Source organism: Paenibacillus sp. F024 (genome assembly GCF_057814255.1).
Genome location: NZ_JBVASZ010000032.1, coordinates 1 through 20,095, shown reverse-complemented (window position 1 = coordinate 20,095; position 20,095 = coordinate 1). Strand labels below are relative to the sequence as shown.

Below are 20,095 nucleotides of genomic sequence, written 5' to 3'. Positions count from 1 at the left end.
CGGCTGGGGTTATCCCGCAGCCGGTTTTTGCACAGTACTCATCTTGTGCTACTTCTCATAATCATAGGGGATAAAGCTGTTGGACAAATCATACGGCTGTTGAATAAACCCTTGTTCCAGGCATGCTTGATAGAAGGCTTCTATAATAGGCTTGTTTTCGGACCATCCGTTCTCATTCCAATCCCTGCCGCCCAGGCTGGATTCCGTCTGGTGCAGATGCCAATCGGCGAATGGCAGGTAAAGACTTACCATGTGTGCCGCTTCCCGGTACCCCCTCGCCTTTGATTTCTCGTACACCTCCATTAATTCATCGATAATTTCCGGAGAGCTTTGTACGATTTCGTCTTTGATCGCCATCACATGCGTAATCGGAGTGATTCCGGAATGCTGAACGAATTGAATCTGCTCTTCCGGTGACGGCTTGAGCAGCCAGCGCAGGCCGTCAAACCGGTCCGGCTTGCGCGCATAAAAGAAGCAATCGATCTCGCCGCTGCGTAACAGTTCTTCGGGCGTATCGCCCAGATAGTCCCAATTCATCTGATGATCCTCGGGGTAAGGCATGTTATCCATCCGGTCTTTGCGAAGCGGACACCAAATGATATCCTTCGTGTCTACTCCGTAATGATGGGTCAGCAGCCATCTGTGCCAGATCGATGCGGTAACCCAATATTGGAATACCGCCACTTTCTTCCCTTTTAGATCTTTATAGCTGTTTAAATCCGATTCCTTGGAGCAAAAAGCATAAACCTGGGGAATTTTTCGGGAGAACACCGGCAGCGCCTTTAAGCTCGAATCCTTTTCCTGAACCTTAAGGAATGTCGCTAAAGACATTTCTCCGATGTCAAAATCCCCTTTTAAAGTCCTCAAGGTGCATTCGTCAATGTTTTTTACAATCTCGGCGGTATAATCGAACCCCTTCGTTTCGATGGAATGGTTGAGCAAGGGCATCGTATGCAAATAAAATGTGCTCCCGATTTTTAATTTTCGTTTGGACAAGGGTCGTTCAACTCCTTTATTCTTGATTGATTTACACTTCTACGTGCCCGATTTTCCCGATTCTTGGATCGGACGCGCCTTCCCACATATCCGTGGTTCGCAGCGTGTTATCCAGCATCCTGGGCTCCCGCGGGTTTTCCTCCGGAAATTCCTCCATGCCCAGCGTATATTCCAGAGTCAGCCCGTCAGGATCCAGGAAGTACATAAAAATACTGCCTGAGGCCAAGTGCCGGCCGGGTCCGAAAATCACAGGTACGTTATAATTCATCAGCCGGTTTCTCGCTACACCCACATCGTTGATATCCGCTACCTTGTAGGCCACATGAAACATGCGAAGATCGTCGCCTTGAGATATGCCGAAGGAATGATGATACGGGTTGGGAAAACAGCGCATAAAGGCAAAATACATTTCCCCATCCGGCTTATGACGCGTGTCGGATATTTTAAAGTTCAATACCTCGGTAAAAAAGCGCACCGTCTCCTTAAGATTAGGTACCCGCAGCACGATATGATCCAGCTTCAATACTTTAATGGGATCGGGTTGATACGGCTTGGCTCGTTGCATCATCCGGTTATACAATTCAAAGGTGACGCCGTTGGGGTCCTTGAACCGGAACGCCTTATCGATTTTGAGCAGGGCTCTCTCCGCTTTATCCACCTCTACCGGATGACATCCGGCTTTCTCCAGAAGCTCGAAGGCTTTCTCCAGCTGCTGTGTGCTCTCCATTTCAAAAGCGATTCTCTTCAGTCCCGGTTTGTCGGATTTATTCAACAGCAGATTGTGATAATCGGAGCTCGACGATAGGAAGGCGATATCCTCTCTGATTTCCCCGACTTGATCCAAACACACCATGTCACGGTAAAAATTGGCGCTTTTTTCCACATCTGTCACATTGAGTGCCACATAGCCCAGCTTTGTATAGCGGATCATCATCCATCCTCCTCATTCGTTCAGGATTTCGCCAATGACTTACAGTAGAATGCTTACCGAACCCAACCGGCCCAATTCCTCGGCATCCAAAATCGCTTTGCGCTCGGCAATTTTGAGTTGTCCATCCCTGACCGCAAATTTATATTCATACACTCCGACGTACTGCCTGATCTGTTCATGCCTCCTGTAGCGCATCACCATAAAATTGGCGCAGGCGGAAATATAATCGCCGTCCCGGGCTGTAATTCGAACATTGGTAATCAGTCTTCTGGTTCGGGAGTGCGGGTTTTCCGCATGGGCGTGGCGGCTTTTCAATCTTTTGATCCGCGAACGTATGCGGTCGATGTTATCCGCGACATGAAACAGCGTATTCTCCGGGTTCCCTCTCGGCACATCATTGGGAGGAACAAGATACCAGGCATCCTCCGTCAGCAGCTCGCCCCATTCATCCAGGCGCCATTCGTCCAATAAATAGGCTTCATGATATAAAAAATCTTCAATGTCGGACCGCTTAATATCCTGCGCTATCCTCTTTACGCTCATGTGAATTCCTCCTGCCCGCATGTGCTTAGTTGGTACCCGGCGTGGTCTCGCCCGTCATCAATTCGTTCCATCTTCTCCAGAATGTCCGCAGATGTATTTCATCCGTATTCAGCTGTTCTTCTTTATGCAGTCCGCGCGAAATATCGGACCATTCCACTTCTTGATACGTTTCATATCCTTGCTGAGCAACTTCCAACGCCTCCACATCGTCCGGAGTAGCAAATCCGCCCGGGCCATAGAAGGTTAAATAGCTGTCCAGCCTGACTCTTCTTGCTACCGGACATTCTTCTTTGGGCCCCAATGCCCAAGCCGTAACCTTCATCTGATTATGACTGACAGGAAAAAAGGTTCTAACGGTAATCGAGGAGCCGTCATTGATCACGAGATTCGGGAAAATGACAAGATTCCGGTTCGTTTCTGCAATCCTCATCCCCTTCTCTTCCCCGAGACGCCGGACAAGCTCTTTGCGCTTCTCCTCGATCACAGGCTTGGCATCCTCTCCGTAGATGGGCATCCAACGTGCGATGGGCCTTCCCCTATAGGTTTTGTTATCGATGACGGCATGACCGTTGCCAAGGGGCTTGCCGATCCCGTGCGCCGGCATTAATAAGCCTTTGGGCAGGGCAATCTCCACACCGGAATCCTTCAAATAATCCAAATAAGTGATATGCGTCGGCACCACATGGTAGTCATCGAAGCTGTTCTCCACAAGCAGCTTCCAATTGGCCTTCATGTCATATTCCTGGGTACCTTGAATGATTTCCATTTCACCGGTTTCGGATTGATCCGCGATCAGATCCAGATATTCCTTGGCTCCGGCCAAATATTCCTCCAACGAAATCGCATGCTTATCGAAATTTAAAAAGTAGAATCCCCTGTAGCTTTCCAAACGCGGCACGTTGTGCAGACCCATATGGGATTTATCCCAGCCGGGAGGATAAGAATCTTCTCCGGGGATGGCAATGTTACTCCCGTTATTGCTAAAGGTCCATGCATGATAAAAGCAGCGGAACGTTTTGCAGTTGCCTTCTCTTTCCCGGCATACGATCGCACCGCGGTGAGAGCAGGTATTGAGAAACGCATGCACTTGGCCGCTGCTGTCCCGGTTAAAAATAATCGGTCTGCCCGCGACATTTCTCGTGACGAAATCCCCTTTTTTCGTCACTTCCGATTCATGTCCCACATAAATCCAGCATTTATTAAAGATGATTTCTTTCTCTTTCTCCAAAAGTTCCGGTCTTGTAAAAACGGAACGGCTTACCTTAAACAGCATGCGTTCCGGATCGTCAATGATAAAGCGTTTACATTGCAATTGAGATGCCTCCTTTAGCAACATGTTCTGAGGGTCTTTTCTCTACTTCCAATAATAAGTCAGTTCTCTTAATTGCTCCAATTGAAAGTCTCAATCGGCACCCATTGACAAAATTTATGGCCATGAGAAAAGCCGCCCCCTATGGAGCGGCCTCTCTTATCTGCCTGGAATATCGGAAACGGAAACTCCGCCGATCCCCCAGTGCGTCTTGGGAACCTCCGTGACCACGACGCGGACGGATTCCTTTTTGACCTCAAGCTTTTCAACTACGGCATCGGTAACGCCTGCGATCAATTCTTTCACTTTCTCAGGGGGACGCCCCTCAAGAATCTGAATATTTACGATAGGCATCGTTCATTTCAACTCCATTATGTTAGTGGCTATTCCTCAACTCTGAATTCCAGCGTTCCGAGACCGTCCCACTTCACGGTAACCGTGTCCCCAAGCGTTAGCATCAGGGCCCCGGTAATTCCGCCGGTAAGGATGACCTGACCCGCCTTCAGCTTGAGCCCTCTGCGCGACAGCATATTGGCCAGCATTGCAACCGATTCGGCAGGATGACCCAATACAGCGGCCCCTGCGCCGAAATCTTTCAGTTCACCGTTGATCGAAAGGGTTACACCGACTAAATCGAGCTCCAAATCCTCGGGCTTTCTCATCGTTGGACCGATAAACACCCTTGAAGCAGAGGTATTGTCGGCAATGACATCCGGCAGGGTAAACTGAAAATTCTCGTACCGGCTGTCAATAATTTCAAGGGCGGGAACCACGTACTCGGTTGCAGCCAATACCTGCTCAATCGTTACCCCCGGGCCCTGAAGATCCTCGCGTAAAATAAAGGCGATTTCCGCCTCTACCTTCGGATGAATCAGCTCGCTTAAGTGCAGTGCATGACCGTCGACCACCATGTAATCAAAAATATAACCGTAAATCGGTTCTTCCACGCTCATTTGTTTCATCTTGGCAAGGCTCGTCAGCCCCATTTTGGGGCCGATGATCCGATATCCCTGCCCAAGCTTGATGCCGACCAGCTCCTCTTGAATACGGTAGGCATCATCAACCGTCAGATCGGGATGCTCTGCAGTGATCCGGGTAACTTCCCTTTTGCCGACTTCGGCATCGATCAAGAATTGGGCTATGCTGATACATTCGTTTCGGTCCATAACGTCCTCCTAGTGGGAAGCCACTTTATTATTGTGTTTGGCGATTTCCGCGGCGACATCCACGATCATATCTTCTTGACCGCCTACCACTTTGCGCTTGCCCAATTCGACCAGAATATCCCTGGAATCCAACCCGAATTTTTTGGCGGCACGCTGCGCATGCAGAAGGAAGCTGGAGTAAACGCCCGCGTAACCGAGCACCAGACTGTCTCTGGTAATTTCCTGCGGTGTAGTTAGAATGGGGGCGACGATCTCCTCGGCAAGGTCCATCATTTTATAAAAGTCCACGCCGGTCTGGATGCCCAAACGATCCAATACCCCGATCAAAACCTCTGTCTGCGTATTGCCCGCTCCTGCCCCGAGGCATCTTACGCTGCCGTCAATCCAGGCTGCCCCTTCTTCTATAGCCACCAGCGTATTGGCCATCGCCAAGGACAGATTATTATGGGCATGAAATCCGATGTTGACCGAAAGACTTTGCTTGAGCGCACGGATTCTTTCCTTGACTTGATGCGGAAGAAGAGCCCCGGCAGAATCCACGACATACACCGTGTCCGCGCCATAGCTTTCCATCAATTTGGCCTGCTCCACCAGCTTTTGCACAGGAGCCATATGCGACATCATCAGAAAGCCAACGGTCGTCAGTCCCAATTCCTTAGATCTGGCGATATGCTGCGCCGATACGTCCGCTTCGGTTACGTGGGTGGCTATGCGCGCCATCCCGACGCCCAATTGGGCGGCCTTGTTTAAATCTTTAATCGTACCGATGCCCGGGAGCAGAAGTACGCCGATTTTCGAATTTTTACAAACGGAAACGGCAGCCTCAATCAATTCCATTTCGTTGGTCCGGGATAAACCGTACTGAAGAGACGAGCCGGCAAGTCCGTCGCCGTGAGAAACCTCAATAAAAGGCACGTTCGCTTCATCCAAGGCTCTGGCTACATTCGTGACCTGCTCTACCGTATATTGATGAGCAATAGCATGGCTCCCGTCGCGAAGCGCAACCTCCGTTATCACTATATCGCGTTGTTGTGACAATTTCATTCTCTCCTTCCCGTTATACCGCAGATTGGCTTATTCTATTTTTGGCGAATTCTTCCGCCACTTTGACCGCAGAAGCCGTCATGATATCGAGGTTGCCGGAATATCTGGGCAGGTAATCCCCCGCTCCCTCCACCTCCAGGAAAACGGTTACTTTATTACCGTCATAGATCGGCTCGGACCGAAGCCGGTATCCGGGAACGTAGGATTGAATATAGCTTACCGTGTCCGTAATGGAACGTGTTACAGCCGCTTCGTCGATCTGTCCCTCCACTAGCGCATATACCGTATCCCTCATAAGAATAGGAGGCTCCGCAGGGTTCATGATGATGATCGCTTTTCCTTTTTGGGCACCGCCGATTTGTTCAAGACCATGTGACGTCGTTTCTGTGAATTCATCGATATTGGCGCGAGTTCCAGGGCCTGCGCTCGCGCTTGAAATCGTGGCTACGATTTCGGCATAGCTCACCGGATGGATACGGCTAATGGCATGTACAATGGGAATGGTAGCTTGGCCGCCGCATGTGATTAAATTAATATTATCCGCTTCCATATGTGCATTCAGATTCGCAGCCGGAATGACGTAAGGCCCCACCGCAGCGGGCGTTAAGTCAATAGCAAGCTTGCCGGCTTCTCTTAGCATTTTGGCATGACGGATGTGCGTTTTGGCCGAGGTAGCGTCGAATACGATGTCTGCCAATTCCGGAGCTTCCTCCAAAAACTGCTTTAATCCGCCGTCAAATGTCCGGCAACCGATTGCTTTGGCACGGCGCAAGCCGTCCGATTCGGGATCGATCCCGATCATGGCCGTTAACTCCAACACTTCGGAGCGTCCGAGTTTAATCATCAAATCCGTACCGATATTTCCTGAACCCAGAATAGCCGCTTTTACCTTAGACATCTATGCCTTCCCCCTTACCTCATGATTTAGTCCGTGAAGCTTACGCTGACTTCTCCAAGATGAGCTAATCTTGCGCTGAAGGAATCGCCCGGCTCCGCATTGACCGCGGCGGAAAGCGCTCCGGAAAGAATGACCTCTCCTGCTTTTAACACAATACCGAATTCAAACAATTTATTTGCAAGCCACGCTACGCAGCTTGCAGGGTGGCCAAGGGCAGCCGCGCCTACGCCGGTATTGACCATTTCTCCATTCTTGTAAAGGACCATGCCGATTTGCGCCAAATCCGCTTCGTGCACCTTTACCTGTTTGCCGCCCAACACGTATAACCCGGAAGAAGCATTATCAGCGATCGTATCCTGAAGCTTGATTTTCCAATCCTTAATCCGGCTGTCCACAATCTCAAGCGCAGGCATGACATATTCCGTGGCCAGCAGCACATCGGTCACCGTCACCCGGGGACCGATCAGGTCGCGCTTTAGTTTGAACGCGATTTCCGCCTCGACTTTCGGTTGAAGAACACGGTTAAACGGAATCGCCCCTCCGTTGTCCACCGTCATGGTATCCAACAAGTGGCCATAGTCAGGCTGGTCCACACCAAGCAGCTTTTGCATGGCAAGCGAGGTGAGGCCGATTTTTTTACCTACGATTTTGGCTCCGGCCTCGACTTTCCGTTCGATGGTTTTTAATTGGACGTGATAGGCTTCTTCAATCGTGATGCCAGGCTCCAGCACCGTCAACGGTTCAACGCCGGCTCCCGTTTGTTCCGCTTTGGCCAGATGATCCGCAAAGGACATGCTCTTGATCACGTTCACTGCGATTCCTCCTTCATTAGAGCTTAATGCAAATATTAGTTAGCTCAGAGTAAAATTCAAGACTGTGCTTGCCGCCTTCACGGCCGATCCCGCTCTGCTTCATTCCGCCGAATGGAGTGCGGAGATCACGGAGGAACCAGGTATTCACCCATACGATCCCTGCTTCAATTTGTCCGGCTACCCGGTGAGCGCGACGCAGATCGTTGGTCCACACGGAAGCGCTTAACCCGTAATGAGTGTCATTGGCTTGAGCGAGAACTTCCTCCTCCGTGTCGAAAGGAATAACGGTGACCACCGGTCCGAAAATTTCTTCCTTTACGGTTCTGCAGCTGCTGTCCAACCCGGTGATAATGGTGGGCTCCAAATAGTAGCCCTTATCCAACCCCTCCGGTCGTCGGCCCCCGGTGAGGATCGTACCGCCCTCCTGCATGGCCAATTCAATGTAGCTGTTGACGCGGTGATAGTGCTCTTCACTGATCAGAGCTCCCACTTTCGTTTTGGCTGCAAACGGATCGCCTACAACCAGTTCTTTGGTTTTGGCCACAAACTTCTCCAAGAATGATTCATATGCGGGACGCTCCACATAAATTCTCGACCCGCACAGGCATACTTCCCCTTGATTGATAAAACTTGATTTCATCGTGGTTTCAATCACTTCGTCCAAATTCGAATCGGCAAAAATAATATTCGGATTTTTGCCGCCTAATTCATAGGACAAACGTTTGAGCGTTTTGGAAGCGGCGCCCATGATGATTTTCCCGGTTGTCGTTTCGCCCGTGAACGAGATGCCGTTGACCTCCGGATGCTCCGTCAAGGCCGAGCCGGCGGAATCGGGTCCGAAGCCGTGCACGAGATTCACCACGCCGTCGGGAATACCTGCATCCTGACAAATTTGACCCAGAACCGTCGCCGTCATCGGCGTTAATTCGGCCGGCTTCATCACGACCGTATTCCCTGCCGCCAGGCATGGAGCCAGCTTCCAGGTCATAAGCAGCAGCGGAAGATTCCAGGGATTGATCAAACCAACAACACCGAGAGGACGGCGAATGGCGTAGTTAATCGCCACATTGTCCATTGAATACGCTTCCGTTCCATCGGAACGCAAATAATCGGCGAAGAAGTGGAAGTTATATGCGGCCCGCGGAATATCGATGCTGCCGGACAGCCAGACGGGTTTGCCGGTATCCAGCGACTCCAGCTCGGCAAGCTCTTCCTTACGCTCGAGAATCAGATCCCCCACTCTGCGGAGAACGGCAATCCGATCATTCAGCGGCATCGTCTTCCAAGGGCCGTTTAGAGCTCTCTTGGCTGCGGCGACCGCTAAGTCGATCTCTTCCTTGCCTCCTTCGGCTACCTTCCCGAGCACCTCTTCCGTTGCCGGATTGATATTATCAAATGTCCGGCCATTCAACGACGGAACATATTTCCCGTCAATAAAATGCATGCAGTCGATTGCCTTGGTTTGCGGCTTGCTTACGGATTGTGTCTGCATTGAAACCATCCTCCTAGATTTGGAATAAACCGGTTACGGTTTAGGGATAGCTTCATCTTAAATCCGCGGCAAGCCCTTCACAAGGCTAGCGTTCTGTTATACGGAATTCAATCGACTGTTATAATTTGGCGGGATGTTAGGCACGATAATCCAGGGAGGTGATCGCTCATGAGTGGAAGAAACAGCAAGCCTGACAATGACGGTCCTGCAAGCAGCCCAAGCCGCCTGGATCAGTTCGGCGACAAACTGGCGGAAGAAACCGTTTCCCGCGAAGCCGCTGAAGCACGCAATACCGGCAAAAAGAAATAGCGCCGACAGGTAAAAAAAGCTCCGCTGAGAACCGGCTGCTGCCCCATGCAGCGGTCGGTTCTTTTGTTGCTCACTCTAGGTGATGAGGGGTTATAATATCTAACGGAATTATATCAAAAACTGGTTGAGATTGTCATGAAAATTATAAAAACCGACTAATATTGAAAGATGGACACGAATTTTATAGAGAGGAGGAATGCAAATTGAATAAACGATGGTTGTCTTACGTGCTTCCGGTCGCTCTGGGCGTTACTTCCGTTTTATCCGTCGTGCCGTCATCCACGGCTGCGGGCTTAGAAGGTTTCAAAGATACGTCCAGCCATTGGAGCTCTAAAGCCGTAGCATGGGCGGTCAATAACGGAGTTGTCGATGGTTACGAGGATGGAACGTTTCGTCCTAATCAGGCGGTTTCCGAGCCTGAGTTTCTCGCGATGCTGCTGCGAGCTTATCCGGATACGGCCATGTCTGCTAGAAAAACGGGCCAAGCCTGGTATGAGCCATATTATAACTATGCATGGGAAAAGAAGTGGCCTGTCCTAAACAATGCTAATCGAAGCGTATACAATCGGGGATATGTGGCACAATTGATCGCCGCCACGCAAAACAAAGCGCTCGGCTTAAACGATTCTATCCTTTTCTTGCTGGATCAGGGTTTGTCTCAAGGGAAAACCGCGGCTACGATCGAAGGGTATAGAGCAGGGGACAAATTCACCCGCGCCGAAGCGGTCCAATTCATTCTTAATATGAAGCAAAATGCCGCTCGCTTGTATGCGTCCACAGCACCTGCGCAGGCACCCGTACCGGCGCCTGTACAGCCGCCGGTAAGCTCTCCGGCGGTCACGAACGCGCCGATTTCCGTTAAAGGCATTGCGCTCGGCGACTCTGTCCAGACGGTTGTGCAAAAGCTCGGAGAACCCGCGCGCAGGGACGCAAGTGAATATGGCTTCCAATGGTATGTTTATAACAAAAATTACAAGGACTATGTACAAATCGGCATCAGCGGCAATAAAGTCGTTGCTTTATATTCACCATCGGCCAACTGGAGCACCGACCGCGGGATCGCAGACGGCTCAGCTAAAGCCGAAGTACAAAAGCAGTACGGAAATCCGGTCTCATTCATTTTGAAAGGCAATACCCGTTTTATGATGAATTACGGAAAAGGCGAATACGGAACCTATGAAATTAATGGCGCCTATGTCACCTTTTTCTACGATGTACATCGTGACAACGTTGTGACCGGGGTCCAGGTGATCGGCCAATCCACTGAGCTTTCGCTCGCAGCCTTTTATCCCCAGCCTAGCGATGCGCTGGCAAGAGCATACGAACGGCAAAGCTTTGACCTCGCCAATGCAGGACGGGCGAAGCTCGGATTCGCTCCGTTCGTCTGGGATAGTGCCATTGCCGTGACTGCGCGCAAACACAGCCAAGATATGGCTGCCAAAGGTTACTTTGACCATACGAGCCTAAGCGGTCTAAGCCCGTTTGATCGAATGGAGCAGGACGGCCTCAGATTCCGCTCTGCAGGCGAGAACATCGCCGCGGGTCAAACGAGCGCTATCTTTGCCCATCATGGCTGGATGAATTCCGCAGGCCACCGCAAAAATGTGCTTGGAAATTTTCAAAGACTGGGTGTCGGAGTACATTTCGGCGGAAACATGAAGATTTACTACACACAAAACTTTTACACGCCTTAAAGCAAGCTGAAACAGATAAAACGTCTCTTTCTTTGGCTTCAAGCCTTGGAAGAGACGTTTTTTTGAGATGGAGGCGGCAAAGGGCTCATAGCCCCTCCTTGTTCATATATTCGAAGAGGAAAGATTGACCGTTACGGTAAAACCGCGGGTCGTACAACCCCAGGCGCTTGTCGTCATCCACAACCACCACGAACGGCGACCACTCGTATAAGGTCCTGGCCTTCGGATTGGCGGCAAACAATGTTTCCAGATCGGCATCTTCACTGGACTTCAATTGTGTCACCGGCCGAATGCCGGTCCATATCGTTCCTTTGGATAAATCAACCGTATCGCCATGCTTCCCGATGACCGTAAACGTCCCCGGAACGAAATCCGCGGCAAGCGCTACTTGTTCGCATTGATCGTTAACCTGTTTATACAAAGTGTAGCCTTGAACAGACTGCAGTCCTACGTGCAGTGCGATCAGCAGCCATACGGTACGGTACACCCGGTGCGTAGGCCCATTCAAGCGCCCGCTTCTTTTGCGTAGAAAAACCCACAGCCAGCCGCCGAGCATAAGCGCCCAGAACACCAAATCGACGATCGGGATGGTACCGAAGGTAATGCGTATCGTCGAAAACGGCTCCAAATAGCCGGTTCCCCACGCGTTGAACAAATCGCTTGTCGCGCCATAACCCTACTTGTTGATTTTTAACTAATTCATTTTATAAACGAAATACTTGATGCTGTTATTGAAGAAACGAATTTAACGAATTTTCATCCATGATTAGCTTTACTTGTCGTCTAATCCCATTAATTTTGCCAGATAAATAAATATACGAAAACCTTCTCCTTTTGAAATCAGCAACATCAAATATATCCAGGTCTTGGACGATCTTGGCAATTTCCTTGGGTAGATCAAACTGTAGTTCAAAATAATCAGTTAAATTTGAATCGATTCCAGAAGGTGAGAAAAACCACGAACGAGAGTCATAACTTCTTAGTTAACAAAGTTGTTCGTCGGTATCACGAAATAAACTTGAGGGCAATTAATTTAATAGATGCATGGGATATCTCCCTTGAATACAAGTGGATTATCGTTGCGTTTGCTAATATGATAGGCAATAATTTCACCATTCCACAGATCCTTAATCGCCGATAAGTAAATGCGAAAGTCAAATACCCGATATTGTGTTACATCAGTTACCCACTTCTGATTAGGGCCATTCACCTTAAAATCCCGCTGCAGCAGGTTCTCAGCTATCCTCCCGTCTGATACAGCTGCTTCATAACTCGTCCGATGGATCTTTCGACGAATAATTGCCTTGATACCAAGCTCTTGCATAAGGCGTAGTACCTTCTTGTGATTGACAATAAGATCGTGCTGACGGTACAGTTCGTCTTGTATACGACGGTAACCCAGAATCTTATTTCGCTCTTCATAAATCGCTTTGATTTTACGCTTTAACTCGCCGTCCCGATCTTCCTTTTTACGCTTCAAGAAGGCGTAGTAACCGCTTCTATTTATATTTAGATATGTACACAAGTCCTTTATACTTCTTGCATTCTTTAGTTCGTCAATGACTGTGTATCGGCTCTGCAACCCTCCCGATTCAAGATGTGTAACCACTTTTTTAGAACATCTACCTCCAATTGGAGACGTCGAATTTCACGTTCTTGCTCCGTCTCTATTCGGTGTGGATCTCCACGTCTATCCTCTATGGCGACCTCTCCACCTACGTGATACTTTCTCACCCAAACCCTGACCCGATACCAATCCTGGATGTCTAGATGTTCTGCTATCTTTCTATAGCTCCAACCATCTTCCTCATGTAACCTTACGGCTTCCATTTTTAGAGATTCAGGATAATGTTTAAACTTTTGACCCTTCTTAGCTGGAATAAAAAATGCACCCCCTATAATTCATCGGATTAACCAGGGGTTTTTCCAATGTTCATTATAAGGGGTGCACTTCATCGCATCTGCAAGGGCTTTTTTTGGCATACGTCGCCTGTTTTCTAGCTGTTTACAAACTGTTCACAATATAATTCATTGAATACCGGAGAGGCTCCGCTTTGATTGGTGGAGTTGGCCAGGATGCCGAATTTATTGTGCAGCAAATCAATGAGCATGAGAAATAACGAAGCTGGTCCCTGCAAATTGCAGGGATCTTTGTTTGAACGGTGGCCATCCGATGAATTTAGGCCACCTTGGATAGACGAGCGATATTTTTTGTTTCTAATTATAACATTCAAATAATCGTTTGACTGTATTAAACATCGGAAGTATAATAATTTCATATTCAAATGATTGTTATATTGTTGAATTACTAAAAAATCGCCCGAGCGATAAATAGCCTAAGCATTGATACATACTGGAGGTACATACTATGGCAACTTGTGATCTTGTTTCACTTTCCCCTTCAACCAATAGTCGACCAAACCCAATCCTGTTTATCCACGGCGCTTTTCATGGCTCTTGGGCTTGGGAGTATTTGGAGGACCATTCGGCCCCAGCTGGCGTTCTGCTCGCTTCGGCACCACCGGGTGGCACGCGAAAAACACTGTGAAAACCGCCGTTCGCAATCCTGGCAAGATGATGAAGTCATTGATCACAGGCCGAGTGAATCTCTATAATAACGAAACCTGAGCGGTTCAGGCATTCTTTTCAGCAAACATGCCCCAAGAACAGGTCAGGCGGTACGTCAGCTCCTTGCAAGATGAGTCGTTACGGGCCTTTATGGACATGGCACGATTCCCGGTCCAGCGACAAGGTCAAGACCCCCATGCTTGTGCTCGGCGCAGCAAACGACTTCCTCATTGACAGCCATGAGCTTGAACAGACGGCTTGCGCGTACGGTACAAATCCGGAGGTTTTCGCGAATATGGCACACGATATGATGTTGGATGGCTGAATGGCAGCGTGTAGCATATCGAATGGTTGAATGGCTAACCGCACTAAACCTTTGATAAATATTGATATTTAATCAAATAATTATTTGGATATAAGAACATGTAGATTAAAGAAATATACAAATGGATGGAGTAAATCACAATGTCACTCACATTAATTCTTTCCGCTATTGGCACATTCATCGTGACAAACATTGACGACATTTTTGTGCTGATGATCTTTTTCGCACAGATCGAGAAAGCGCGGCACGCACAAGTTGTTCTAGGGCAATATCTGGGGTTCGGATTGCTGGTTGTACTAAGCTTACTGGGGGCTTTCGGCTTTACATTTTTGCCGACCGAGTGGGCCGGTTTTCTTGGGTTGATACCCATTTATCTCGGTATCCGAATGTTCCTCAAAAAAAAGGAAGAAGATGAGGCGGAAGAGGCGCTTGAGAAATTGGGCGATCTAAAGTCACAACCTTCAAAGAACCGTTTGTTGGACCACTAACCGGTAAGGTCGCTGCGATTACCTTTGCCAACGGCGGGGATAACCTGGGCATATACATCCCGTATTTTACGACCCAGGGGAACGCGTCACTTTTATACATCGCGATTATGTTCCTTTTGATGGTCGCGGTATGGTGTTTCCTTGCGTATCGGCTGGCAAGCTTCCCGGCCATTCTAAGGATTCTGCAAAAGTACGGAAGTGTCATTGTTCCACTGGTGTTTATCGCATTAGGTATTTCAATCATGCTGCACGGTGATTCATTTGCATATCTCATGAGGCTGTTTGGGTAACGTTAAGGAAAATCGAAATCACGAACTGGAGGGAAACACAATGGTAGTAGGTGACGCTAGCCAGCACACTCAGTTGTTGGTGATCGGCGGTGGTTCTGGGGGTTATGTTGCAGCTATACGAGCCGCGCAGCTTGGCAAGAAAGTGTTGCTGGTGGAAAAATCGGAACTCGGCGGTGTATGTCTCAATTGCGGCTGTGTGCCGTCCAAAGCGTTGATTTCAGCGGCGCATCGGTATGAACAAATGCTGGAAAGCGGCATATCCGGGTTAAAAGCGACAGGCGTTGAGTTTGATTTTTCACAGATTCAGCAGTGGAAACAGTCGAAAGTGGTGAATCGCCTCAAAACGGGTATCCAATCCTTGCTTAAAAAGCATGAAATCTCGGTCTTCAAAGGAGAGGCGCTTTTCATTAATGATCGGGAAGCTCGTCTCTATAATGAACAAGAATCGCTCCGATACCAATTTGACCACTGTATTGTTGCAGTCGGATCGCGTCCAATTGAATTAAAAGCATTCCCGTATGGGAACCGAATTTTGTCCTCCACCGAGGCACTGAGCCTTACTGAAATCCCTAAACGAATGGTCGTCATCGGCGGCGGCTATATCGGCATCGAACTGGGTCAAATGTACGCTAAGTTCGGCACCAAAGTGACCATTTTGGAAGGTTCACCGTCGATTCTGCCCGGATTCGAGAGTGAAATTAGCCGTATTGTGCGAAAAAATCTTGATTCCCTTGGTGTTACGGTGTACACGAACGCCATGGCTCAATCCGCACAACAGTCGACTGATGAAATCGCGGTTACCTTTACGGTGGATCAGGCAGAACAACAAGTGACGGCCGATTACGTTCTTGTGACAGTAGGACGCCGTCCCAATACCGATGGCGAATTCGGTCTTGACCGTATTGGAGTAAAAATTGGCGACAGGGGACTGGTTGAAGTCGATCAACAAGGGCGAACATCTATTCCTCACATTTATGCGATTGGTGATATCATCCCTGGCCCTGCACTGGCGCATAAAGCCTCATACGAAGGAAAAGTGGTTGCCGAAGCAATAGCTGGCCAGCCAAGCGCCTTCGACTATCAAGCGATTCCGGCGGTTGTGTTTTCCGATCTGGAAATTGCCTCCGTAGGACTTAGCGAACCTGAAGCCAAGGAGAAGGGATACGACATCATGGTTGGCAAGTTTCCGTTTGCGGCAAATGCGCGTGCTCTCTCTTTGAGTGCGTCCGAGGGATTCGTCAAGCTGGTAGGCGATAAGAAAACAGGGCTCATACCTTGGCGGGCAAATCGTAGGCACAAACGCGTCTGATCTGATTCCGGAAATTGCCTTGGCGAGCGAAATGGGAACGACCATCGAAGACCTGGCCCTTACCATCCATGCGCATCCGACACTTGGGGAACTATCAGCTGAAGCTGCAGAGGTGGCTCTCGGCCATCCCTTTGAGGATTTTCCCTTTGACAAAACAATGGCATAGGAATATTATGATAATCAAATAATTGTTAGATTGAGGTGATTTGATGAAGAACCAAGATACATGCGAGATCTTTTGTTATGACGAGCATAAGGTCAATCGGGTTAAGGAAAAGCTAAGCAAAAATGATTTTCAGGATATGGCTCAAATATTTAAGGTGCTTGCGGACCATACGCGGCTAAAGGTTGCCTATGCACTGTGCGATGAGGATGAGTTATGCGTCTGCGATGTGGCCAATATCATCGGCTCCACCATGGCGACGGCTTCCCATCATTTACGGCTGCTACGGAACATGGGGATTGCCAAGTATCGGAAAGAAGGAAAGCTTGTTTTCTATTCATTGGAGGATGAGCAGCTCAAACAAATGATAAGGCTCGCCATTGAGCATCAAAAGGAGGTTGTTGACGTTGAGTAAAGTGGCTGAACCATTAGAGAACAAAAACGTATACCGCGTTGAAGGATTCACATGCGCGAATTGTGCCGGAAAGTTTGAAAATAATGTGAAGCAGCTTCCGGGAGTTCGGGATGCCAAAGTGAATTTTGGTGCTTCTAAAATTGCTGTTTATGGCGATGCCACAATTCAAGAACTGGAGAAAGCCGGTGCGTTTGAAAATCTAAAAGTGACCCCCGTAAAACCGATGCGGGAAGCTAAACAAGAGGTACACAAAGGCACGAAAGAACCATTTTATAAAAAGCACAGCACGTTATTGAATGCAGTCTTAATAATCGTTTTCGGTTATCTTTCTCAATATGTAAATGGAGAAGAAAACCTGATCACTTCTCTGTTATTTGCAGCTTCCATTGTGATCGGGGGATTCTCGCTCTTTAAAGTTGGTTTTCAGAACTTGATGCGATTTGAATTTGATATGAAGACGCTCATGACTGTGGCCATTATCGGAGCTGCGATTATTGGGGAATGGGCGGAAGGTGCGATAGTTGTTATTCTCTTTGCAATCAGTGAAGCGTTAGAACGATTCTCCATGGACCGGGCAAGACAATCCATTCGTTCGTTAATGGACATCGCACCAAAAGAAGCACTTGTTAGACGAAATGGGCAAGAAATGATGGTCAATGTCGATGACATCACCGTTGGCGATATCATGATTGTCAAACCCGGTCAAAAGATTGCCATGGACGGTGTGGTTGTCAGTGGCAACTCTGCCGTCAATCAGGCAGCGATTACCGGTGAGTCCGTTCCCGTTGGCAAAACGATTGATGATGACGTTTTTGCCGGAACTTTAAATGAAGAAGGCTTGCTTGAAGTCAAAGTAACTAAGCTGGTCGATGATACGACCATTGCAAAGATTATTCACTTGGTTGAGGAAGCTCAGGGAGAACGTGCCCCATCGCAAGCGTTTGTCGATAAGTTTGCTAAATACTACACACCGATCATTATGGTGGTTGCCGCTTTAGTTGCGGTTATTCCTCCGCTTTTCTTTGATGGCAGTTGGGCCACCTGGGTTTATCAAGGATTATCTGTTCTTGTTGTTGGTTGTCCTTGTGCACTCGTTATTTCCACGCCGATTTCCATTGTGTCAGCGATCGGAAATGCAGCAAAAAATGGCGTTCTTGTGAAAGGCGGTATTTACCTCGAAGAAATGGGTGCCTTAAAGGCCATTGCATTTGATAAAACCGGTACGCTCACAAAAGGGGTACCGGTTGTAACGGATTTCAACGTGTTTAGCAAGAAGACAAATGAAACCGAGTTGTTGTCGATCATCACAGCTTTAGAGTATCGTTCCCAACATCCGCTTGCTTCGGCCATCATGAGAAAAGCAGAAGAAGCGAATATTTCTTATTCTGACGTCATGGTTGCTGATTTTTCTTCCATCACCGGTAAAGGAATTAAGGGTACGGTAAACGGAACAAGCTATTATATTGGTAATCCCAAACTCTTTAAAGAATTAGCTACTGCTCATTTTAGTAACGAACAAGAGCAACTGGTTACCACACTGCAAAACAAAGGCAAAACGGCTATGGTCGTCGGAACGGACAAAGAAATTCTCGCGGTTATTGCGGTAGCCGATGAAGTGCGTGAATCCAGTAAGGAAATCATTCAAAAGTTACATCAACTTGGCATCAAAAAAACCATTATGCTCACCGGTGATAACAAGGGTACTGCAAATGCGATCGCCGGACATGTTGGCGTATCGGATGTTCAGGCTGAACTGATGCCGCAGGATAAATTAGACTTTATTAAACAGTTGAGAGCCGATTACGGCAACGTAGCCATGGTTGGCGATGGTGTCAATGATGCGCCTGCACTAGCGGCTTCTACAGTTGGGATCGCCATGGGTGGAGCCGGTACAGATACCGCACTGGAAACGGCAGACGTTGCTTTAATGGGGGACGATCTAAGAAAACTTCCATTCGCGATAAAACTAAGCCGCAAAGCTTTAAATATCATCAAGCAAAACATCACCTTTGCACTTGCTATTAAATTGATTGCTTTACTGCTCGTCATCCCGGGTTGGTTAACGCTTTGGATTGCCATCCTTTCCGATATGGGGGCAACGCTCCTGGTTGCGTTAAACGGTCTACGACTAATGAGAGTCAAAGAATAAAGGAAAAGGCTAGAACATTCATGTTGAGTTAGGGGTGATACCCCTGACTCTTTACTTTGAAAGGAAGTGTGTTGTGCTTCGTTACTATGTTGTGGCCATTATCGCCTTTGCCGTTGATCAATTGATCAAATGGAGTGTTGCGACTTATATGGATATCGGTCAAAAGATACCGCTGATTCCGGGTTTTATCCAACTGACATCCATTCGAAATCGGGGTGCCGCGTTTGGTATCTTGCAAAACCAGCGGCTGTTTTTTATCTTGGTGACTGCCATCGTGCTTATTGGTATTATCATCTACTTGCGCAAAATCTATCGCGGGAAAAAATTCCTCGCTTATGCATTAGTGCTGATTTTTGGAGGGGCATTGGGTAATTTTGTAGATCGCTCTCTGCATGGCGAAGTCGTGGACATGCTTGAGTTAACATTTATCAATTATCCGGTATTTAACATGGCGGATGTCTTCATCACGACAGGGGTTATTATGGTCATGATTGACACGCTCCGGGCATCCAGAGCGGATAAGGCATCGAGTCAGAGCTTGCAGGAGTAGATCGGGGTGGTTGTGCTGAATTGGGGCAGTTTGCTTTATGTATTTCTGACGGCGGCCGCCAATGTGATCGGCGGTCTCGTTTTTGTGTTAAAACGTGATTGGTCGCGTAGCGGTCTGAATGCTTTGATGGCTTTAAGCGCAAGACTTTTGATCGCTATCGCCATTTTGGATTTTATTCCGGAATCTTTGGAGCATGATTCCTCAAGCCCGATTTTCATCCTGATCGGTGTACTGGCGATTTACTTTTTCCAGCAATATGTCGCCGGTCATTTTCACTTCGGCGAGGAAACGCATGCTTCACAGCACGAAAAAAGTACGGCAGTCGGCGCGATGACCGGTATGCTCATCCACACATTTTTTGACGGGTTGTCGATCGCAGCCAGTTTTGAGGTCGATTTTCGTTTGGGAATTACGGTCTTTATTGCCGTGCTTCTTCACAAAATACCAGACGGACTCACGATTTCATCCATTATTTTTATTCGTAAGCGTCAAACCCAGCAAACCTGTTCATAGGAAGCAAAGCCTGTCACAATGAATCCATCATACCTGGAGAGGATGGACTTATGATGGAAGAGACGTTGCAGGAAATATGGACGAAGCGCATTGCGGCCTATCAGGAAAGCGGGCAAACGATGAAGACCTGG

The 20,095-nt window shown here is 48.3% G+C and carries 22 protein-coding genes and 1 pseudogene; 10 read left to right on the top strand and 13 right to left on the bottom strand.

Annotated features, from left to right (window positions below):
- Positions 1–48 precede the first annotated feature (48 nt).
- The 10 genes from ACZYR9_RS22565 to ACZYR9_RS22520 all read right to left on the bottom strand — a co-directional run bounded on the left by ACZYR9_RS22565 (position 49) and on the right by ACZYR9_RS22520 (position 9,191).
- Entirely contained in the window at positions 49–996 is a 948-nt protein-coding gene (locus ACZYR9_RS22565) for a substrate-binding domain-containing protein (protein ID WP_488980687.1), read from the bottom strand.
- A 31-nt stretch (positions 997–1,027) separates the two neighbouring features.
- Positions 1,028–1,927: a VOC family protein gene (locus ACZYR9_RS22560; protein WP_488980686.1), complete on the bottom strand. Its 900-nt coding sequence runs from the start codon at positions 1,925–1,927 to the stop codon at positions 1,028–1,030.
- Between the two features lie 39 nt (positions 1,928–1,966).
- Positions 1,967–2,470, bottom strand: a complete 504-nt coding sequence (locus tag ACZYR9_RS22555; RefSeq protein WP_488980685.1) for an aromatic-ring-hydroxylating dioxygenase subunit beta — start codon at positions 2,468–2,470, stop codon at positions 1,967–1,969.
- Between the two features lie 25 nt (positions 2,471–2,495).
- Complete coding sequence (locus ACZYR9_RS22550) at positions 2,496–3,782, bottom strand: aromatic ring-hydroxylating oxygenase subunit alpha (protein ID WP_488980684.1); 1,287 nt, start codon at positions 3,780–3,782, stop codon at positions 2,496–2,498.
- 156 nt (positions 3,783–3,938) lie between these two features.
- The gene (locus tag ACZYR9_RS22545; protein ID WP_488980683.1) at positions 3,939–4,133 is read right to left on the bottom strand and encodes a 4-oxalocrotonate tautomerase; all 195 of its coding nucleotides are present in this window, start codon (positions 4,131–4,133) and stop codon (positions 3,939–3,941) included.
- A 29-nt stretch (positions 4,134–4,162) separates the two neighbouring features.
- Positions 4,163–4,945, bottom strand: a complete 783-nt coding sequence (locus ACZYR9_RS22540; protein ID WP_488980682.1) for a 2-keto-4-pentenoate hydratase — start codon at positions 4,943–4,945, stop codon at positions 4,163–4,165.
- 9 nt (positions 4,946–4,954) lie between these two features.
- On the bottom strand, positions 4,955–5,983 hold the full coding sequence (gene dmpG, locus ACZYR9_RS22535) for a 4-hydroxy-2-oxovalerate aldolase (protein WP_488980681.1): 1,029 nt from the start codon (positions 5,981–5,983) through the stop codon (positions 4,955–4,957).
- A 19-nt stretch (positions 5,984–6,002) separates the two neighbouring features.
- Complete coding sequence (locus ACZYR9_RS22530; RefSeq protein ID WP_488980680.1) at positions 6,003–6,887, bottom strand: acetaldehyde dehydrogenase (acetylating); 885 nt, start codon at positions 6,885–6,887, stop codon at positions 6,003–6,005.
- A 26-nt stretch (positions 6,888–6,913) separates the two neighbouring features.
- On the bottom strand, positions 6,914–7,681 hold the full coding sequence (locus ACZYR9_RS22525) for a 2-keto-4-pentenoate hydratase (protein WP_488980710.1): 768 nt from the start codon (positions 7,679–7,681) through the stop codon (positions 6,914–6,916).
- A 34-nt stretch (positions 7,682–7,715) separates the two neighbouring features.
- On the bottom strand, positions 7,716–9,191 hold the full coding sequence (locus tag ACZYR9_RS22520; protein ID WP_488980679.1) for an aldehyde dehydrogenase: 1,476 nt from the start codon (positions 9,189–9,191) through the stop codon (positions 7,716–7,718).
- Positions 9,192–9,359: 168 nt separating this feature from the next.
- Here ACZYR9_RS22520 and ACZYR9_RS22515 point away from each other — a divergent pair, with 168 nt between their 5' ends.
- Together ACZYR9_RS22515 and ACZYR9_RS22510 are read left to right on the top strand one after the other, a co-directional pair.
- Positions 9,360–9,500 (top strand): hypothetical protein, encoded by a 141-nt coding sequence (locus ACZYR9_RS22515; RefSeq protein ID WP_488980678.1) that lies wholly within the window; start codon positions 9,360–9,362, stop codon positions 9,498–9,500.
- Between the two features lie 203 nt (positions 9,501–9,703).
- Entirely contained in the window at positions 9,704–11,194 is a 1,491-nt protein-coding gene (locus ACZYR9_RS22510) for a CAP-associated domain-containing protein (protein WP_488980677.1), read from the top strand.
- Positions 11,195–11,279: 85 nt separating this feature from the next.
- Here ACZYR9_RS22510 and ACZYR9_RS22505 read toward each other — a convergent pair whose 3' ends face one another.
- The 3 genes from ACZYR9_RS22505 to ACZYR9_RS22495 all read right to left on the bottom strand — a co-directional run bounded on the left by ACZYR9_RS22505 (position 11,280) and on the right by ACZYR9_RS22495 (position 13,075).
- Positions 11,280–11,822 (bottom strand): hypothetical protein, encoded by a 543-nt coding sequence (locus tag ACZYR9_RS22505; protein WP_488980676.1) that lies wholly within the window; start codon positions 11,820–11,822, stop codon positions 11,280–11,282.
- Positions 11,823–12,227: 405 nt separating this feature from the next.
- The gene (locus ACZYR9_RS22500; RefSeq protein ID WP_488980675.1) at positions 12,228–12,674 is read right to left on the bottom strand and encodes an IS3 family transposase; all 447 of its coding nucleotides are present in this window, start codon (positions 12,672–12,674) and stop codon (positions 12,228–12,230) included.
- Positions 12,675–12,742: 68 nt separating this feature from the next.
- Positions 12,743–13,075 (bottom strand): helix-turn-helix domain-containing protein, encoded by a 333-nt coding sequence (locus ACZYR9_RS22495; RefSeq protein ID WP_373423936.1) that lies wholly within the window; start codon positions 13,073–13,075, stop codon positions 12,743–12,745.
- 817 nt (positions 13,076–13,892) lie between these two features.
- On the opposite strand from ACZYR9_RS22495, the gene ACZYR9_RS22490 reads away from it, so the two are divergent.
- From ACZYR9_RS22490 to ACZYR9_RS22455, 8 genes and pseudogenes are all read left to right on the top strand, one after another.
- Positions 13,893–14,087, top strand: coding sequence for a hypothetical protein (locus ACZYR9_RS22490; protein WP_488980674.1), 195 nt, complete (start codon positions 13,893–13,895; stop codon positions 14,085–14,087).
- A 140-nt stretch (positions 14,088–14,227) separates the two neighbouring features.
- The gene (locus tag ACZYR9_RS22485) at positions 14,228–14,575 is read left to right on the top strand and encodes a cadmium resistance transporter (RefSeq protein WP_488980673.1); all 348 of its coding nucleotides are present in this window, start codon (positions 14,228–14,230) and stop codon (positions 14,573–14,575) included.
- Positions 14,524–14,865 (top strand): cadmium resistance transporter, encoded by a 342-nt coding sequence (locus ACZYR9_RS22480; protein ID WP_488980709.1) that lies wholly within the window; start codon positions 14,524–14,526, stop codon positions 14,863–14,865. Before ACZYR9_RS22485 ends, ACZYR9_RS22480 begins: the two co-directional genes overlap by 52 nt.
- Positions 14,866–14,905: 40 nt before the next feature.
- Positions 14,906–16,340, top strand: a pseudogene (gene lpdA / locus ACZYR9_RS22475) (dihydrolipoyl dehydrogenase).
- A gap of 43 nt (positions 16,341–16,383) precedes the next feature.
- The gene (locus ACZYR9_RS22470; protein ID WP_141336351.1) at positions 16,384–16,752 is read left to right on the top strand and encodes an ArsR/SmtB family transcription factor; all 369 of its coding nucleotides are present in this window, start codon (positions 16,384–16,386) and stop codon (positions 16,750–16,752) included.
- Entirely contained in the window at positions 16,745–18,901 is a 2,157-nt protein-coding gene (locus ACZYR9_RS22465; RefSeq protein ID WP_488980672.1) for a heavy metal translocating P-type ATPase, read from the top strand. Before ACZYR9_RS22470 ends, ACZYR9_RS22465 begins: the two co-directional genes overlap by 8 nt.
- A 73-nt stretch (positions 18,902–18,974) precedes the next feature.
- Positions 18,975–19,451, top strand: a complete 477-nt coding sequence (gene lspA, locus ACZYR9_RS22460; protein WP_141336349.1) for a signal peptidase II — start codon at positions 18,975–18,977, stop codon at positions 19,449–19,451.
- Positions 19,452–19,457: 6 nt separating this feature from the next.
- Positions 19,458–19,964, top strand: coding sequence for a ZIP family metal transporter (locus ACZYR9_RS22455; RefSeq protein WP_488980671.1), 507 nt, complete (start codon positions 19,458–19,460; stop codon positions 19,962–19,964).
- The last annotated feature ends 131 nt before the right edge of the window (positions 19,965–20,095 follow it).

Coding starts and splice junctions, on each gene's coding strand:
- ACZYR9_RS22560 (WP_488980686.1), bottom strand. CDS start 1,927: ATGATCCGCTATACAAAGCTGGGCTATGTGGCACTCAATGTGACAGAT.
- ACZYR9_RS22555 (WP_488980685.1), bottom strand. CDS start 2,470: ATGAGCGTAAAGAGGATAGCGCAGGATATTAAGCGGTCCGACATTGAA.
- ACZYR9_RS22545 (WP_488980683.1), bottom strand. CDS start 4,133: ATGCCTATCGTAAATATTCAGATTCTTGAGGGGCGTCCCCCTGAGAAA.
- ACZYR9_RS22540 (WP_488980682.1), bottom strand. CDS start 4,945: ATGGACCGAAACGAATGTATCAGCATAGCCCAATTCTTGATCGATGCC.
- ACZYR9_RS22530 (WP_488980680.1), bottom strand. CDS start 6,887: ATGTCTAAGGTAAAAGCGGCTATTCTGGGTTCAGGAAATATCGGTACG.
- ACZYR9_RS22525 (WP_488980710.1), bottom strand. CDS start 7,681: ATGTCCTTTGCGGATCATCTGGCCAAAGCGGAACAAACGGGAGCCGGC.
- ACZYR9_RS22520 (WP_488980679.1), bottom strand. CDS start 9,191: ATGCAGACACAATCCGTAAGCAAGCCGCAAACCAAGGCAATCGACTGC.
- ACZYR9_RS22515 (WP_488980678.1), top strand. CDS start 9,360: ATGAGTGGAAGAAACAGCAAGCCTGACAATGACGGTCCTGCAAGCAGC.
- ACZYR9_RS22490 (WP_488980674.1), top strand. CDS start 13,893: ATGAGTCGTTACGGGCCTTTATGGACATGGCACGATTCCCGGTCCAGC.
- ACZYR9_RS22485 (WP_488980673.1), top strand. CDS start 14,228: ATGTCACTCACATTAATTCTTTCCGCTATTGGCACATTCATCGTGACA.
- ACZYR9_RS22470 (WP_141336351.1), top strand. CDS start 16,384: ATGAAGAACCAAGATACATGCGAGATCTTTTGTTATGACGAGCATAAG.